This window comes from Microbulbifer hainanensis (assembly GCF_014904735.1).
GTDB classification, from domain to species: domain Bacteria; phylum Pseudomonadota; class Gammaproteobacteria; order Pseudomonadales; family Cellvibrionaceae; genus Microbulbifer; species Microbulbifer hainanensis.
In genome coordinates this window covers 68391-85480 of sequence record NZ_JACZCR010000004.1, presented here as the reverse complement: position 1 = coordinate 85480, position 17090 = coordinate 68391, and the positions used below count along the sequence as shown (strand labels likewise).

The 17090-nt window shown below is 58.8% G+C and carries 12 protein-coding genes, 2 tRNA genes and 1 pseudogene; 9 read left to right on the top strand and 6 right to left on the bottom strand.

Translation table 11 applies throughout. From position 1 onward, the window contains the following. Positions 1-38 precede the first annotated feature (38 nt). From IG168_RS20795 to IG168_RS02205, 4 genes and pseudogenes are all read right to left on the bottom strand, one after another. Positions 39-590: a universal stress protein gene (locus tag IG168_RS20795; RefSeq protein WP_319024641.1), complete on the bottom strand. Its 552-nt coding sequence runs from the start codon at positions 588-590 to the stop codon at positions 39-41. A 37-nt stretch (positions 591-627) separates the two neighbouring features. Further along, a pseudogene (locus tag IG168_RS20950) lies at positions 628-897 on the bottom strand (universal stress protein); the annotation flags it as partial. A gap of 255 nt (positions 898-1152) precedes the next feature. Beyond that, a complete protein-coding gene (locus IG168_RS02210) occupies positions 1153-2310 on the bottom strand; it encodes a PepSY-associated TM helix domain-containing protein (RefSeq protein WP_193161515.1) in 1158 nt (385 codons plus the stop codon). 3 nt (positions 2311-2313) lie between these two features. Beyond that, positions 2314-4410 carry a TonB-dependent receptor gene (locus IG168_RS02205; RefSeq protein WP_193161514.1) on the bottom strand — a complete coding sequence of 699 codons (2097 nt, stop codon included), beginning with the start codon at positions 4408-4410 and terminating at the stop codon, positions 2314-2316. A gap of 395 nt (positions 4411-4805) precedes the next feature. On the opposite strand from IG168_RS02205, the gene IG168_RS02200 reads away from it, so the two are divergent. Beyond that, positions 4806-4882, top strand: a tRNA-Met gene (locus tag IG168_RS02200). A 246-nt stretch (positions 4883-5128) separates the two neighbouring features. On the opposite strand, the gene IG168_RS02195 is transcribed toward IG168_RS02200, so the two are convergent. Both IG168_RS02195 and IG168_RS02190 read right to left on the bottom strand, forming a co-directional pair. Beyond that, positions 5129-5974, bottom strand: coding sequence for a zinc-binding alcohol dehydrogenase family protein (locus tag IG168_RS02195; protein ID WP_319024640.1), 846 nt, complete (start codon positions 5972-5974; stop codon positions 5129-5131). Positions 5975-6170: 196 nt separating this feature from the next. Next, entirely contained in the window at positions 6171-6530 is a 360-nt protein-coding gene (locus IG168_RS02190; RefSeq protein WP_193161513.1) for a VOC family protein, read from the bottom strand. Between the two features lie 632 nt (positions 6531-7162). On the opposite strand from IG168_RS02190, the gene IG168_RS02185 reads away from it, so the two are divergent. The 8 genes from IG168_RS02185 (at position 7163) to pnp (ending at position 16545) form a co-directional block, all read left to right on the top strand. Continuing rightward, positions 7163-7239 (top strand) — tRNA-Met (locus tag IG168_RS02185). Positions 7240-7446: 207 nt separating this feature from the next. Further along, positions 7447-7911, top strand: coding sequence for a ribosome maturation factor RimP (gene rimP, locus IG168_RS02180; RefSeq protein WP_193161512.1), 465 nt, complete (start codon positions 7447-7449; stop codon positions 7909-7911). A 43-nt stretch (positions 7912-7954) separates the two neighbouring features. Next, the gene (gene nusA, locus IG168_RS02175; protein WP_193161511.1) at positions 7955-9460 is read left to right on the top strand and encodes a transcription termination factor NusA; all 1506 of its coding nucleotides are present in this window, start codon (positions 7955-7957) and stop codon (positions 9458-9460) included. Positions 9461-9627: 167 nt separating this feature from the next. After that, positions 9628-12372, top strand: coding sequence for a translation initiation factor IF-2 (gene infB, locus IG168_RS02170; protein WP_193161510.1), 2745 nt, complete (start codon positions 9628-9630; stop codon positions 12370-12372). 77 nt (positions 12373-12449) lie between these two features. Further along, on the top strand, positions 12450-12851 hold the full coding sequence (rbfA, locus tag IG168_RS02165; protein ID WP_193161509.1) for a 30S ribosome-binding factor RbfA: 402 nt from the start codon (positions 12450-12452) through the stop codon (positions 12849-12851). A gap of 2 nt (positions 12852-12853) precedes the next feature. Further along, on the top strand, positions 12854-13795 hold the full coding sequence (gene truB, locus IG168_RS02160) for a tRNA pseudouridine(55) synthase TruB (RefSeq protein WP_193161508.1): 942 nt from the start codon (positions 12854-12856) through the stop codon (positions 13793-13795). 95 nt (positions 13796-13890) lie between these two features. Then, the gene (gene rpsO, locus IG168_RS02155) at positions 13891-14160 is read left to right on the top strand and encodes a 30S ribosomal protein S15 (RefSeq protein WP_193161507.1); all 270 of its coding nucleotides are present in this window, start codon (positions 13891-13893) and stop codon (positions 14158-14160) included. Between the two features lie 267 nt (positions 14161-14427). Beyond that, positions 14428-16545: a polyribonucleotide nucleotidyltransferase gene (gene pnp / locus IG168_RS02150; protein WP_193161506.1), complete on the top strand. Its 2118-nt coding sequence runs from the start codon at positions 14428-14430 to the stop codon at positions 16543-16545. Positions 16546-17090 lie beyond the last annotated feature (545 nt).

Here is a 17090-nt window from a genome sequence, read left to right as displayed (position 1 = left end):
CGGTGGTGAGCGAATCCCTCGTCTGGGCATCGATCGGATCAGGGCACGATCAACACATCGGTATTGGACTTGGAAAGTATCCGCTCCGCGGTATTGCCTAGCAGCAAACCGGTAGCACCCTTTCGCACACCGCGTCCAACCAGCATCAGGCGGGCTTTGTTGCGGTCGACGATTCGATTGACTTCGCGTGCCGGCTTACCATAGACCAAGTGCAACTCGCTGCAGATGGCGCCGCTGTCACCGATTAGCACCTCCAGATATTCTCGCAGCGCACGCTTTTGTTCATCGGAGGTGTCCTGTCTCGATGTAATCCCCAGCTCATCGAGAAAAGTGGTGCCGGGCAGGCAGGCAACCGCCTCCAGTTCTGCATCCAGTAACTTTGCCAGCCGGTCGCCGACATAAAGTACCCGCAGGTTGAGTTCTTTGTGCAGCAGGTTGTCCACTGAAGGATCCAGTGCTGTCACGAGGCGTTCGCGCTTTACCCATGGGGTGGCTACTGCGAGCCACAGTGGCGTTGGCGAGCGCTCGATCAGCTGCCAGTCGATGGAGCCGAAACCACCGCGCCCGAATTGCTTCTGGGCCGTTTTCACCACATTCCTGAACCACTCTCTCGATTGTCCAGTTGGCAATACTGTAGTGCCAGACGGCTTCGGTTACTGTGTTCGCGGGCAGCCGATGCTGTTTGCACAGCGCCTCTAGCCATTGTTCGCGCCCGCTTATCATCGTTTTCACCAGATCGTCAGGCGTATCGTGAACACCGGGCAGAGTAACCTGGGGCTCGTAGGCAAAGCTGACCAGGTGCAGATGTGCGCCGGTTGCCGTAGCCAGCTCCAATGCGCGCTGCAGGGCAATTTGTTCGTGTTTGGGCTTGTCGAGAATCACGAGGATATTTTTCACGGGGTCATCCTTACACTCGCCTGTTCCTTGATTATGTTAACGCTACTGGGATACGCCAAATTTATCCAGCTCAGTGATCTGGTGTGATCACTTTTGCGAACGAGTAAGTGTAGAGGCTGTAAGTGCAGGTCACTGGATGCAGGGGGGCGGATAAGCGCATAGTGCCCGGTGAAATCTGCCTGAGGCGGGTGATAGCGTCACAGTGGATTGCCGACGGGGACAAACACGTGCTTCCTCACACTGTGCTCCGTGCGATCAGCTCGATACGATGGTGGTCGCGCCGGCACGCTCTGTTCGCTGTGGTGTCCTTGCCAGCTGACGTTTCTTCCACCACAGGTAACTGCCGGTAGCGAACAGCAGCCCCGGTATCAGTCCGGTGATCAGGATCAGCCAGCGTCCGGTTATGCCCAGGGCGTCGCCGTTATGCAGGGGAAATTGCCAACGCAGGATCTTGTTACCAAGCGGAATCTCGGTGACGTTTTGTGTCAGCAGGATTTCCCCGGAATACTGATCCAGACGCACAAAACTGGCGCCGTAATTGGTCCAGGCCTCCCCTGCAGCGCGAAAAGTAATGCCGTAGCTGTCGGCGGCGTTTGTGGGCAGGTAAATACGTTTTAACGCGCCTCCGGGAAAGACCGTCTGCCCAAAGGTCACCGCCTGATCGGGCGAGATTCTTTTTCCGTGGTCTGCGTGAGAGCCCGGCAGGGCTGCCAGCGGTGCAGTTGTAAGGAATGTGCCTACGATGGCGCGCACTTGCTGGGGAAATACCAGGGTGACGCCGGAGATACTGGACATCAGCAGCAGCGGCAGAAAATAAATCCCGAAAACCTTGTGCACATCGAAATAAAATCGAAAGCGATTGCCGCTGCGGGAAATCGTAAATGCGCGCCGCCAGCGTTTTTTGCGACTTCTGCTGTTTTTCGGCCACCAGAGTAGGGCACCGGTGATGCAAAAGAGCATCAGCAGTAGTCCCATCAAGCCCACCAGGGTTTTGCCGGTATTGCCCGCCAGCAGCGTGTAGTGCAGGCGGTAGATCCAGGTCATGGCGTAGCCGGTTGTGCCCCAGCCGCGCACCGCCAGTACTTCCGCATCGGTCGGGGAGACGCTGACTTCGATGGGGCCTGGCGCACTTTCGGGTTTGGGAAAGCGCACCACAAAGGGACTGCCGGGCTGGCGTGGTGTCATCAGTCGGGTGGGCTCCGGGTTACCCGGCACCGCTGCCTGCGCCGCGGCAAAGATTTCCGAGTAGGTGGCCGGGCGTTCGGAAGGGTTGAAGGTGACAGTTTCCGGCGCGAGCTTTTCATCCAGCGCATGATCGAACACCAGCAGGCTGCCGGTGATTCCGATCAGCGAAAGTAGCAGGCCTAGAGTTAGGCCCGCGTACTTGTGCAGGATGAAAAGACTGCGTCGCACGGATTAGAAAACCTTCGAGTAAGACAGGTTCACGTTGCGGCCCAATCCCTTGAAGTTGCGGGTGTCGTTGCCCGCAGTCTGGGAATAGTAAGTGAAGTAGTCCTCGTTGGTCAGGTTCTGGAGTCCCAGTGCGAATTCGCCGCCGAGGGCCTTCAGTTGTGCACTGGCGTCGATGATGGTGTAACCGTCGAATTCCGTGGTCACTTCGCCGGCGCTGTTCACAAAATCGCGGTCCAGTAACCAGTTCGCCTGCAAACGAGTGCTGAACGCATCGGTCCAGTTGCGCGCCCAGCTCAGGTTGAAGCGGTTTGGGGCAATGTTGCGGCCATCCAGATCGGTATCCACCTTGCCGTCGGCGTCGGAATCGTAGCGACCCTTGGTATAGGCGTAGCGGACTTCCAGGGTGTCGCTGTCGGTGGCAAACCACTGCCCGCGCAGTTCTACACCGTCAATTTCGGTCTGCTCGCGCTTGACGCTGTAAATACCGTCACTGCCCAGCGCCAGGCGCTGACCGAAATCGGAATCTGAGGTGTAGTAGGCCAGCTGGGCGGCAAATTTTTCCGCGCTGTACTCGACGCCGAGTTCCTCGTTCTGGGTCAGAATGGGTTTCAGATCGAGGAAGCTTTCCACATCCTGATCCGGCTGGTTGATGCCACGCAGTACCCGGCCGACGTCGGGCATGGAGAAGCCTTCGGAGTAGTTGGCATAGACCCGCCAGGCGTCATTGACGGTATAGGTCGCGCCGATATTGCCGAGCGTCTCGTTGAACTCCGGATTGCCGCCTTTGACGAACTGGCCACCGTTGTAGGAGTAGAGGGTGGTGAAATCGTCGACTTTGAGTTCGGAAATTTCGTGGCGTACGCCTGCAGTGATCGTGAGGCGATCGATACCGGTGAACTCCGCCTGCGCGTAGGGGGCGATGTTCTTGTACTGCGTGGGCGGTACCCAGGCGCGGCCGGTGAGGATCAGCTGCTGCCAGGTTTCATCCTCCAGCAGGTCGACACCATAGGCGAGGCTGATCGGCATGCCGGCGATCTGATCCTTGATCAGTGTCAGTTTCATGCCGCGTTTTTCCGAGTTGTTCTGTGACTGGTCGAACACCACTTCCCCGTAGGCCGGATCCTGGAAGGTGCCGCTCGGCGTGCCGCCGTAGGTGCCGGCGAAATCCTGGGAAAATACCTGTGCACGCAGTTTCTGCCCGAGGATTTCCTCGTTGGTGTACTGCAGGTTGATGGTGGTAACTTCATTGGAAGGGGATTTGCCCGGTACATCCGCCTCGACGGCAGTGGTGGGAATGCCTGCATCGATATCACCGTCGACACTCAGCCAGTTGTTGTTGCCCTCGATCAGGTAGTGATTGACGGTCAGCTGCAGTCGCTGGTTGTCCCAGCTGTAGCCGGTCTTGACGAAGGCGTTGACGGCGTCGCTGTCCATGGTGTCGCCCTGGGTGTTGTCGAAACCGACGATGTCACCACTGGCGTCGTAGTTGATACCGTTGTTGCGGTAGCTCACGCTCGCCAGTACATCCACGGCGTCCACTTTGCCGGAGATGCTGTAGCTGCCGCCATAGCCGACGGTATCACCGAACTCGTTCGGTTGCAGGTCGGATTCCACACGCAGGCTCTGCTGGAATTCTTCACTGGGGGTGCGGGTCACCAGATTGATGATACCGCCGGATGCGCCCATGCCGTGGATAGCATTGGCTCCGTGAATCACTTCCACTCGCTCCAGCATCAGCGGGTCGATGGTGTGGCCGTCGCGGCCGCCGTTGCGCAGCGGGTTGGACTGCGGCACGCCGTCGATCAGGTACAGCGGCTTGCGGCCACGCAGGCTCTCACCGGAACTGGTCATCTTCTGGCGGCTGGGCGAGAAGCTCGGGATCAGGTTGCCGAGAATGGTGGAGAGGTCACTGGTGGCAGCCATCTGTTGCGCGAGTTCCGCTTCATCAATCAAAGTCACGGTATTGGGGATACTGCTCAGCGGCTTTTCGGTACGGCTGGCGGTTACGACAACTTCCTCGTCAATGCGCTGATCGGCGGCCACGACGGCAGAGGAAACGAGAGACATGGCCAGCGCCAGGGTGGTTTTTGTATAGCGCATGCTGCAACTCCTGATACGTTTATTCTGTGCGGGACAGGAATCCGGGACGGTGCCGGACATGGGGGTGCTTTCGTATGGCTGGCGATACTAAGGTAAATGAGAATCTATATCAATTGCATTTATTGTCTTTTGGTGGTTATTTGCGCTAGGTGAGGTCGTCGTTGCGTATGTAGTGGCGTGTATCGAGGTGGGAAACCAAAAAAGGGAGTTTTATCCCTTCCATCCATAATGCTCAGCGAGGTGCCGGAGGGTTAGCTCGGGACAATGTGAAAATAAATGCCAAACGTGACTTGACTCGCTGAGGCAGCATCTCTAAAGTGCGCAGCCTCTTGAGCGGTCGGGGCAACCCACCGCAGGGAAGCGAAGAGCAACCAGGCTTCGTTTCTCAGAGTTGTTGCGGGGTGGAGCAGCCTGGTAGCTCGTCGGGCTCATAACCCGAAGGTCGTAGGTTCAAATCCTGCCCCCGCTACCAAATTCTTCCGTCATTGGTTTAGAGGTCGATGCCCGACGAGTGGGCTCCCTCTTTATCACTGGCCGGCACAGCCGGGCGAAGGTCGTAGGTTCAAATCCTGCCCCCTGCTGCCAATTTCTTCCGTCAGTGGTTTTCTGTAAAACGCCCGACGAAGTCGGACTCGCTCTCTACCCCTGGCCGGCATAGCCGGGCGAAGATCGCAGATTCAAATACTGCTCCCGCGACCAAATTCTTCTGCCAATTTTTTTATCCCCAGCCGGACAATACGATTTTGCCGACGGTATGGCCGCTCTCGATCTGTCGGTGCGCCTCGCGCAGGTTGGCGGCATTGATCGGTTCCATTACCTGGTTGACGGTGGTTTTCAGTTCGCCGCGATCTATCAGTGCACTGATTTCGTTGAGTGCCTGCTGTTGCCGGATCATGTCCGCGGTCTGGTAGAGGGGGCGCGTGAACATAAATTCCCATGCGAAAGTCGCGCTCTTGGGCTTCAGTAGGTTGAGCGGCAGTGGTTCGCGGTTGTCGACGATACTGCAGATTTTTCCCTGTGGGGCGATAGCGGCGGCCATGGCGGGCCAGTGCTGGTCGGTGTCGTTCAGACAGAGGATATAGTCGACCGTGTCGAAACTGTGCTCGCGCAGTTCCCGGTCCAGGGGGTAGCGGTGGTTGACCACATGATGCGCGCCCAGTTGCTTGATCCAGACGCTGGATTTGGTCCGCGACGCGGAGGCGATGACTTTGAGGTCGGCCAGCCTGCGCGCCAGTTGGATAGCAATGGAGCCCACGCCGCCGGCGCCACCGATGATTAACAGTGTCTTGCCGGCGTCGGCACCGTTGCGGGAGATTTCCAGGCGGTCGAAGAGCGCCTCCCAGGCCGTGAGCCCGGTCAGTGGGAGCGCGGCGGCGGACGTGAAATCGAGACTGGTCGGCATCTGGCCGACAATGCGCTCGTCTACCAGTTGAGACTCACAGTAACTGCCGGGCCGGGATATGTCGCCGGCATAATAGACGCGGTCGCCGACTTGAAAGTGTTCGACGCTGTCGCCGATGGCAATGACTTCACTGGCCGCATCCCAGCCGAGAATCCGCGGCACGGATTCCGCCTGGGTGTCACCGCCCTTGGGGGCGCGTCCACCGGGTTGACGGAAATGGCTCTTACCGCAACCAGCAGGTCCCTGCCATGCGGTTGCGGTTGGTCGACATAAACGTCGATCAGTGACTTTTTATCATCGATGGGAAGGTTTTTATACAGTCCGATTGCCTTCACGCGTGCCTCCATGGCTGGCGAGTTCAGTGTTGCGGATTGGGGAACAGCAGCTCCACTTTCAGTTGATCCGGCCCTGCGACAAATACCTGACGAGCTCCGGTGGCCGGTACGCTGGTTTCGCGAAAGTCTGCACCGCGCTGTTCAAGCCTAGAGGTTAGCGCCTGGTAGTCGGCTCCTTCCAGTGCCACGTGATCGAAGCTGCCGTCGGCGTTGACCTGGTCCACTTCGATGATGTGGATCAGCGGCTGGCCATTACTGTAAAGCCAGGCGCCGGGGCTGCGGAAGGGCGGACGATCACCCAGCTCCAGGCCGATGACGTCGGTCCAGAAGGCGGTCATTGCTGTGAGGTTCGTGGTGCGAACCAGCACGTGATTGATGTGCATCGAAGGCTCCTGCGGTAGTCGATTCGTGACAAGAATACTCCCCGCGCCAGGGCGGGTCACTGCGCTGTGGTGCTGAAGTTTCGGTGGTGGTTGGGTGTGCGGTATCGCGGTGGGTATCAGTCCGGCCAGCAGAACCGGCTGGCGACGCATAAGGTCAGGAGGTCTCCACCAAGAGGCGATGTGTGAGAGGCGCCACGGCGGGCAATGCTTGAAGGGGTAGGTGTCGCTGGGCTGGTGAGGCTGGTGAAAGGGCGCGTTTATTGCCGTCTCCGGGGCACCCCAGATGAATCCTGCTATTGGTTTTATTGATAATGAGTGCCAATTGCCCTCAATGGTCCTAATGGCGTTTATGCCGGCGCGGGAGAAGGAGTGGCCCATTTGTGGGGGCGCGGCTGCTCGCCCGGGGAAAGGCGGGGGAGGCTACGCGCCACACGCAATTAAAATGTTGCAGTGAGTGTCGCCGGGCTGCTCTATACTGTGAAGCGCAGCGCCCGGGGGTGGCGCGAAAATATATGCCAAGTGTGACTTGACTCACCGGGGCCGCGCCCCTAGAATGCGCAGCCTCTTGAGCGGTTGGGGTAACCCACTGCAGAGAAGCAGAGAGCACCAGGCTCTGTTTCTTGGAGAGTTGTTGCGGGGTGGAGCAGCCTGGTAGCTCGTCGGGCTCATAACCCGAAGGTCGTAGGTTCAAATCCTGCCCCCGCTACCAAATTTTGCATCTGCACATACTGGCTGTGTGGATGTGCGGTCAAAGCCCCGTCAGGGGCTTTTTCGTATCTGCGCAAAACGTGTGGATATCTGTTCGAAGTGGGCCGCAGGCCCATTTTTTGTTTATGTAGGTTGCGATTGTCGCGCGACCTGTAAGGCAGGCTCAGGCAATGCCGACCGGCCCGGTGCCGGTTAAAGTGGAGATTCAATGGCGAGTAAGCGCGAACAGCTAGAAGAGCTTCTGGCCCCGGTGGTAGCGTCGCTGGGCTGTGAACTGTGGGGTATCGATTACCAGACCCATGGCCGCAATGCGCTGCTGCGTATCTTTATCGATTCCGAAGACGGAATTACCGTGGAAGACTGTGAGAAAGTCAGTCGCCAGGCCAGTGCTGTGCTGGATGTGGAAGACCCCATCAGCAGCAAGTACACCCTGGAAGTTTCCTCTCCGGGGCTCGATCGCCCACTGTATAAACTCGACCAATACGCGCGTTTTGCCGGTGCCCAGATCGAGGTACGCCTGCGCATGCCGCTGGACGGCCAGCGCAAGTGGCGTGGCCTGCTGGCCGGTGTCGAGGGCGATGAGGTGATTCTGCGAGTCGACAGTGAAAATGAATATCTATTGCCGATCGACAGTATCGAAAAGGCAAATGTAATTCCCCAATTTACCAAGTGAATTTGCAGGAGCCTGCACGCAGGCTATTTAGAGGCGCAGTTGCATGAATAAAGAGATCTTGCTGGTAGCCGAGGCGGTATCCAACGAGAAGGGCGTTGACCAGGATATTATTTTCCAGGCAATCGAGGCGGCTCTGGCAACCGCTACTAAGAAGCGCTACGACGAGGATTCCACCATCCAGGTGATCATTGATCGCAGAAATGGTGACTACGAAACTTTCCGCAGCTGGGAAGTGGTTGACGATGACACCCTGGCAGAGCTGGGTACCCAGTTCACCCTGGAAGAGGCACACGAGAAAGATCCCGAGCTGAAGGCCGGTGACGTTTACCGCGAGCAGGTGGAAAACGTGGAGTTCGGTCGTATCGCTGCGCAGACCGCCAAACAGGTGATTGTGCAGAAGGTTCGCGAAGCCGAACGCGCCAAGGTTGTTGAAGAATATCGCGACCGCGTCGGTGACCTGGTCAGCGGGACCGTTAAAAAAGTGACGCGCGATTTCATCGCTGTGGACCTGGGTAATAATGCCGAAGCGCGCCTGCCCCGCGACCAGCTGGTAGGCCGCGAGATTTTCCGTCTGGGCGACCGCGTGCGCGCCATCCTGCTGGAGATCCAGCCGGAAGCCCGCGGCCCGCAGCTGATGCTGAGCCGCTCCTGCCCGGAAATGCTGATCGAGCTGTTCCGCATTGAAGTGCCGGAAATTGCCGAGCAGGTGATTGAAATCAAGGGCGCTGCCCGAGATCCGGGCCTGCGCGCCAAAATCGCCGTCAACACCAATGACGGCCGGATCGACCCGGTCGGTGCCTGTGTCGGTATGCGCGGTGCGCGTGTACAGGCGGTATCCAATGAACTGTCCGGCGAGCGCGTGGATATCGTGCTGTGGGACGACAACCCGGCTCAGTTTGTCATCAATGCCATGGCGCCGGCGGAAATCGAATCCATCGTGGTCGACGAAGATGCCGGTTCCATGGATGTGGCAGTGGCGGAAGAGAACCTGGCCATGGCCATCGGCCGCAGCGGTCAGAACGTGCGTCTCGCATCCGAACTGACCCAGTGGCAGATCAATGTGATGAGCATTGATGAGTGGAACAGCAAGCAGGAAGCCGAATCCAGCACCATCATGGAGACATTCATGGCGCGCCTGGATATCGATGAAGATGTCGCCGGCGTGCTGGTGGAAGAAGGTTTCACCACCCTCGAGGAAGTGGCCTATGTGCCGATCGAGGAAATGCTGGGCATCGAAGGCTTCGACGAAGAGATCGCCGAGGAGCTGCGCGCCCGTGCCAAGGATGCCTTGTTGACTCAGGCGCTGGCTTCCGAAGAGCAGCTGGACGCCTCCGAGCCGCAGGAAGACCTGCTCACGATGGACGGTATGGACCGCCACCTGGCCTATTTGCTGGCCAGCCGCGGCATCGCCACCATGGAAGACTTGGCCGAACAGGCCGTTGATGATCTGCTCGATCTCGAGGGTGTGGATCAGGAGCGCGCCGCCGCGCTGATTATGAAGGCGCGCGAACCCTGGTTCGCCGACGACAGTGGCGAGCAGGCTCAGTAAACCGATCCGCGCGGGCTGGGCTTTAGTGTCCGGCCCCGCAGTTTGACAGCGCATTTTGCAGGCCGCGGCGCGAAAATTTCGCAGCCCGGCTATACCGGTGCGGCCGGACGGGCAATCGCACCAAAGATAACGATTAGCTCCACCGACCAAGACTTTTAGGAGAGAGAATGGCCGAAGTAACAGTTAGCGAACTCGCCAAATCGGTTGGTGCCACCGAAGATCGTCTGCTCAAGCAGATGAAAGAAGCGGGTTTGCCTCACACCTCTGCGGATGCGGTGGTGTCGGATGAGGAAAAACAGGTCCTGCTCAACTTCCTGAAAAGCAGTCACGGGGAGCAGGGCGCGAGCCCGCGCAAGATTACTCTGAAGCGCAAGACCACCACCACGCTGAAAACCGGCTCTGGCACCGGCCGTAAAACCGTGAACGTGGAAGTGCGCAAGAAGCGCACTTATGTGAAGCGCCCGCAGGAAGAGCTCGAGACCGAAGCCGCGCAACAGGAATCCCAGGCCGAGCTGGACAAGGCACTGGCCGAGCAGGCCGCGCTGGAACAGGCCCGTGCCGAGCAGGCGGAAGCGGAACGCGTGCGCGCTGAAGCGGAAGCCAAAGCGGCGCAGGAAGCTGCCGAGGCCGAGAAAGCCGCTGCAGCGGCGGAGAAGCCTGCTGAGGAAGCGGTGCCCGAAGCTGCACCTGCTGCGGAAGAGGCCGCTGCGGAGCCGGCGCCGGCGCCTGTACGTTCCAGCTATGTTGATGACGTCGAGGCGATGCGTATCGCTGCTATGGAGCGTCGCAAACAGCAGGCCGCTCAGGAAGCCCAGGAGCTGGAAGAGAAGAAGGCTCGCGTTGAAGCGGAGCGCCAGCGCGTCGAGCAGGAAAAGACTGAACAGGCCAAGGCGGAAACCGTCAAGCCCTCCCTGCGCCGCAAGCTGGAAACAACCACTACCGTGGCTCCGGAAAAAGACGAAGATGAGCCGCGCAAGCGCCGCGGTCGCCGCGGCGCCAAGGCTGGCCCGAAAAAGTCCAGCAAGACTGCGCTCTACGAGCAGGCTCTGGAAGCATTCGAAAGCGACGAAGCGGAAAAACGCAGCACGCGCTCCCTGTCGCGACCGACCCTCAAGGTCAAACCCACACACGGGTTCAAGAAGCCCACAGGAAAGCAGGTGTACGAAGTTCAGATAGGTGAAACTATTACCGTCGGCGAGCTGGCCAAGCAGATGAACGTCAAGGCCGGCGAACTGATCAAGCGCCTGATGAAAATGGGCGAGATGGTCACCATCAACCAGAGCCTCGATCGTGAGACAGCACAGCTGATCGTCGAGGAGATGGGCCACGCCGTGGTGTTCCGCTCCGAGACCGAGCTGGAAGACACCCTGGTTGCCCAGGCGCAGGAAGTCGAAGGTGAAGAGGCGCCGCGCGCGCCGGTTGTCACCGTGATGGGTCACGTCGACCACGGCAAGACCTCGCTGCTCGACTATATCCGCAAAACCAAAGTGGCCTCCGGCGAAGCCGGTGGTATTACCCAGCACATCGGTGCCTACCGGGTGAAAACCAGCCAGGGCGAGATTGCCTTCCTGGATACCCCGGGACACGCGGCCTTTACTGCCATGCGTGCTCGCGGCGCCCAGGCCACCGACGTGGTGATTCTGGTGGTGGCCGCAGACGACGGCGTGATGCCGCAGACCGAAGAAGCAGTTGCGCACGCCAAGGCGGCAGGCGTACCGCTGGTTGTCGCCATCAACAAGTGCGACAAGGAAGGGGCGGATCCGGATCGGGTCAAGAACGAGCTGGCAGCCAAAGACGTCATCCCGGAAGACTGGGGCGGCGACACCCAGTTTATCGAGGTATCTGCACATACCGGTCAGGGTATCGACGAGCTGCTGGAAGCCGTATCCCTGCAGGCCGAGATGCTGGAATTGAAAGCCAAGGTCGGAGTTCCGGCCACTGGTGTGGTGATCGAATCGCGCCTGGAAAAGGGCCGCGGTGTAGTCGCTACCCTGCTGGTACAAAACGGCGAGCTGAAACGCGGTGATATCGTGCTGGCTGGCCAGAGCTACGGCCGTGTACGCGCCATGACCAACGAACTGGGCAAAAGCGTGAAAGAGGCCGGACCGTCCACGCCGGTGGAGCTGCTGGGTCTGGATACCACGCCCAATGCCGGTGATGAGTTCCTGGTAGTGGCCGATGAACGTAAAGCCCGTGAAGTGGCCGAGCAGCGCGCGGACAAAGAGCGCCGTGAACGCATGCAGCGCCAGCAGGCGGCCAAGCTGGAAAACATGTTTGCGGACATGGAAGCCGGCGAGAGGAAGGTCCTGCCGGTGGTCATCAAGGCCGACGTGCGCGGTTCCCTGGAAGCCATCCTGTCCGCGCTGGCAGAGATCGGCAACGAGGAAGTGTCTGTCAATGTTGTGTCCAGTGGTGTCGGCGGTATCGCCGAGAACGATATCAACCTGGCGCTGACATCCGGTGCCATCGTGATCGGTTTCAATACCCGTGCCGATGTTGCCGCGCGCAAGCTGGCCGAAACCGAGAGTGTCGAGATCCGCTACTACAGCGTGATCTACAACCTGCTGGACGAAGTGAAGCAGGCGCTGTCGGGCATGCTCGAGCCGGAGCTGCGCGAAGATATCATCGGTATCGCCGAAGTGCGGGATGTGTTCCGCTCACCGAAGTTCGGCGCCATCGCCGGCTGTATGGTCACCGAGGGCATCGTACACCGTAACAAGCCGATTCGCGTCCTGCGCGACAACGTGGTGATCTACCAGGGCGAACTGGAATCCCTGCGCCGCTTCAAAGACGATGTGCAGGAAGTGCGCAACGGTATGGAGTGTGGTATCGGTGTGAAGGACTACAACGACGTGAAGCCCGGTGACCAGATCGAGGTTTACGATATCGTTAAGGTAGCCCGCGAACTCTAAACTCAAGGCAACCCTCGCCGTCGCGACCATGTCGCGGCGGCGGGCCTCCGCCAATCGCCATTCGGAATAGGTAACAGATGGCAAGAGAATTCTACCGCGCCGACCGGGTCGCTGATGCGATGCGTCGCGAGCTGGCCCAGCTAATTCAGCAGGAAGTGCGCGATCCACGTCTGGGGATGGTCAATATCAATGACGTGGAAGTCACCCGCGATCTGACCTCGGCCAAGGTGTTCGTCACCCTGGTGGGCGAAGATGATCCGGCGGCGATCAAGGCTTCGATGGACGTGCTCAACAAGGCGGCGGGCTTCCTGCGCAGCCAGCTGGCACGTGAAATCCAAATGCGCAGTGTGCCGCGCCTGCAATTCCGCTATGACGAGACATCGGTCCGTGGCCAGAAACTCTCGGCCCTGATCGACAAGGCTGTCAAATCTGACCAGTCCCACCACGCAAGCGACGACGGCGACGACGACAAAGAGTAACCATGGGCCGCAGACCTAAATGGGGCCGGCCGGTCAGTGGGGTCTTGTTGCTGAACAAGCCCGCTGGTATCACCGCCAACGACGCCCTGCAAAAAGCCAAACGACTGTTCTTCGCCAACCGCGCCGGCCACACCGGTGCGCTGGATCCGCTTGCGACCGGTGTACTGCCGATCTGTTTCGGCGAAGCGACGAAGTTTTCCCAGTATCTGTTGGATGCAGACAAGCGCTATCGCAGTACTTTCTGCTTTGGTATGACCACCGCCAGCGGCGATGCCGACGGCGATGTGCTGGAAACCAGGGACGCCTCTAGCCTTACCGAGCGGGCAGTGCGCGATGCGATGGCGCAGTTCCGCGGTACCATCCAACAGGTGCCATCCATGTACTCGGCGCTGAAACACAAGGGTCAGCCACTGTACAAGCTGGCGCGGCAGGGTCTGGAGGTGGAGCGCGAGGCGCGCACCGTGGAGATCTTCGAGTTTGAGCTGCTGAGCTTTACCGCCGGTGCGCAACCGCGCGCGGAAGTGGAAGTTCACTGCTCGAAGGGAACCTATATACGCAGTCTGGCGGAGGATCTGGGGCAGGCACTGGGCGTGGGCGCCTATGTCGACCAGCTGCATCGCAGTGCCGCGGGCCCCTTCGTGGAAGAAGATGCCATTACCCTGGAAGAACTCGCTGAGGAACGGGGGGAAGATCGCGCCGAAGTGCTGGATCACCACCTGTTGCCTGTGGATGCTCCCGCCTCCGGACTGCCGAAACTGATACTGCCGGATGACTCTGGTTACTATGTGCGTCAGGGGCAGCCGGTTATGGATTTGCAGGTCTACCGTATCGGTGCAGAAGGTGATATGGTGCGCCTCTTCCTGGAAAATGGTGATTTTCTGGGCGTAGGAGAGATTACCGACGACGGGTGCGTGGCACCGCGGCGCCTGGTAAGCAGCGGCTGACTATAGAGGTCGGAAGCTGCAAAGTGACTAGCTGGTCTGTAAATATGCACGGGCCAGCCGAATCTTCAAAGCATATTACGACGAGGTAATTCGTTATGGCACTGACTGCAACTGAAAAAGCAGCCATCCTGAAAGAGCACGGCCAATCTGAAGGCGATACCGGTTCTCCGGAAGTCCAGGTAGCCCTGCTGACTGCCAACATTAACAAGCTGCAGGGTCACTTCTCTGCACACAAGCAGGATCACCACTCCCGTCGTGGCCTGATCCGCATGGTAAACCAGCGCCGTAAGCTGCTGGACTACCTCAAGCGCAAGGATCTGAACCGTTACGCACAGCTGATCGCCAAGCTCGGCCTGCGTCGCTAAGACCCTGGAATGCCCGCCTCTGGCGGGCATTCTTTTACCTGCTTCTTGAAAAGTGGTGCATCGTCGCTTTTCAAAAGATTGCGTCAAATCCGGCAGAGAAGTTAAGTGTCGTCATTTGGCGCTCGCACCGGCCGCCGGCCGGTGGTGGTGCGCTCCCGCACCACTCTGCAAGTCAATCCTCTGTATTTCGTAGGAACCCGCTTGCAGCGAAACCTGTAGGGGTCGTTGGAATGGGCCAGCGACCGGTAAGGAAATAGGAAAATACTAGTGAATCCAGTAAGCAAAACATTCCAGTACGGCAATCAGCAAGTCACCATCGAGACCGGCCGCATTGCGCGCCAGGCTACCGGTGCAGCGCTGGTAACCATGGGCGAAACCGTGGTGCTGTGTACCGTTGTTGGTGCCAAAGAAGCCAAGCCTGATCAGGGCTTCTTTCCGCTGTCCGTGCATTACCAGGAAAAGGCCTATGCGGCCGGCAAAATTCCCGGTGGCTTCTTCAAGCGTGAAGGCCGCCCGTCCGAGAAAGAAACTCTCACCTCCCGCCTGATCGACCGCCCGATCCGTCCGCTTTTCCCGAAGGGCTTCATGAACGAAGTTCAGGTGATGATCACCGTTCTGTCCGCCGAGAAAGATGTAGATCCGGATATCGCCGGCATGATCGGCACCTCCGCGGCACTGTCCGTATCCGGCATTCCGTTTGGTGGCCCGATTGGCGCTGCGCGCGTGGGCTACACCCAGGAAGACGGCTACCTGCTGAACCCGACCTACAGCGCGCTGAAGAACTCCGAGCTGGACATGGTCGTTGCCGGTACCAAAGACGCGGTGCTGATGGTGGAATCCGAAGCGAAAGAACTACCGGAAGACATCATGCTGGGTGCGGTACTGTTCGCCCACCAGGAAATGCAGGCCGTTGTTAAAGTCTGTGAAGAGCTGAAAGCCGAAGCTGGCAAGCCCATCTGGGACTGGCAGCCGGAAGCGGTCAACGAAGAGCTGAAATCTGCGCTGGAAAGCCAGTTCGGTGCCAAAGTGGCTGAGGCCTACAAAATCACAAACAAGCAGGCGCGCACCACCCGTCTGGGCGAGCTGCGCAACGAAGCCGCTGAAGCCCTGGCTACCGAAGAACTGGACGAAGGTACCGTCAAGAGCTACTTCGGCAAGCTGGAGAAGAAGATCGTGCGCGGCGCCGTGGTTCGCGGTGAGCCCCGTATCGACGGTCGCGACACCAAGACCGTGCGCCCGATCAGCGTAGAAGTCGGCGTGCTGCCGAAAGGTCACGGCTCCGCCCTGTTCACCCGCGGTGAAACCCAGGCGCTGGTTGTTTCCACCCTCGGCGCGACCCGCGATGCGCAGATCATCGATGCCCTCGAAGGCGAGCGCAAAGACTACTTCATGCTGCACTACAACTTCCCTCCCTACTCTGTAGGCGAAGCGGGTCGTGTAGGCGCTACCGGTCGTCGCGAAATCGGCCACGGCCGCCTGGCGCGCCGCGGTATCGCCGCAGTACTGCCGGATCCGGAGAGCTTCCCGTACACCCTGCGTGTGGTTTCCGAAATTACCGAATCCAACGGTTCCAGCTCCATGGCCTCTGTCTGTGGTTCCAGCCTGGCGCTGATGGACGCCGGTGTGCCGCTGAAGGCGCCGGTTGCCGGTATCGCCATGGGTCTGGTGAAGGAAGACGAAGGCTACGCGGTTCTGACCGATATCCTCGGTGATGAAGACCACCTCGGCGACATGGACTTCAAAGTAGCCGGTACCGCCTCTGGTGTGACCGCGCTGCAGATGGATATCAAGATCGAAGGTATTACCGAAGAGATCATGGAAACCGCCCTGGAGCAGGCGCTGCACGCACGTCTGCACATCCTGGCGGAAATGAACAAGGTCATCGGTGCTTCCCGTGAAACCGTCAACGAAAACGCACCGCGTTACGCGACCCTGAAGATCCATCCGGACAAGATCCGCGACGTGATCGGTAAGGGCGGCGCTACCATCCGCTCCATCACCGAAGATACTGGTGCGTCCATCGATATCGAGGACGACGGCACTGTGAAAGTGTTCGGTGAAGACGGCGAGAGCCTGGAAGCGGCGGTAACCCGCATCGAGGAAATCACCGCGGAAGCCGAGATCGGCGCTATCTACGAAGGCACCGTGGTGCGCATCGTGGACTTCGGGGCGTTCGTGAACTTCCTGCCGGGTAAGGACGGCCTGGTGCACATTTCCCAGATTGCCGAAGAGCGCGTCAACGCGGTCACCGACTACCTGAGCGAAGGCCAGAAGGTATTCGTGAAAGTTCTGGACGTGGACCAGCGCGGCCGTATCAAGCTCTCCATCAAGGAAGCGAAAGCGGACCAGGCAGAGCAGTCTGACGAGGCATCCGGCGAGGGCTGAGTCCCAATTCGCTGATTTGTCTTGCGGCGCTAAGCGCCAGAAAAACCCCGGCTAATCCCCGGGGTTTTTTTGTCCCACCAAAATAGGGCGCGCTGCGCAATCGCGTTGCGCACTGCCTTCCAGGCGTTGCTGTCATCGCTCAGACGATCATGTTGCCGTTGAATTGTGCGCTGGTAATTATTCCTTTATTCCACGCTCTTATTTTTAAGTTATCTTTGCTTGTTGAATATGGCGCCAATAGTTCCTGGAATTTTATGTCATACGTGACTTTTTTACATTTGATGCATTTTTTTTTGAAGTTTTTATGATTTGGGTATCGCGATTCAGGAATTTTTTAAGCAAAATGCAAACACGGAATAAGATATTCCTCGAGCGTTGTCTTCGGAAGATAAAGTATTTTGTCTGGGTGCTTCCGAGCCACAGAAAGGGGTAGTGGCTCCCGGGGGTATGGCGTGTCTGGCACGCCGCATATTGACGAAAAGCCATCGAAGCACGCGGCAGGGCAGAGAACCAGAGGGCGGAGCTGTATGCGCCCGAAAGATAAA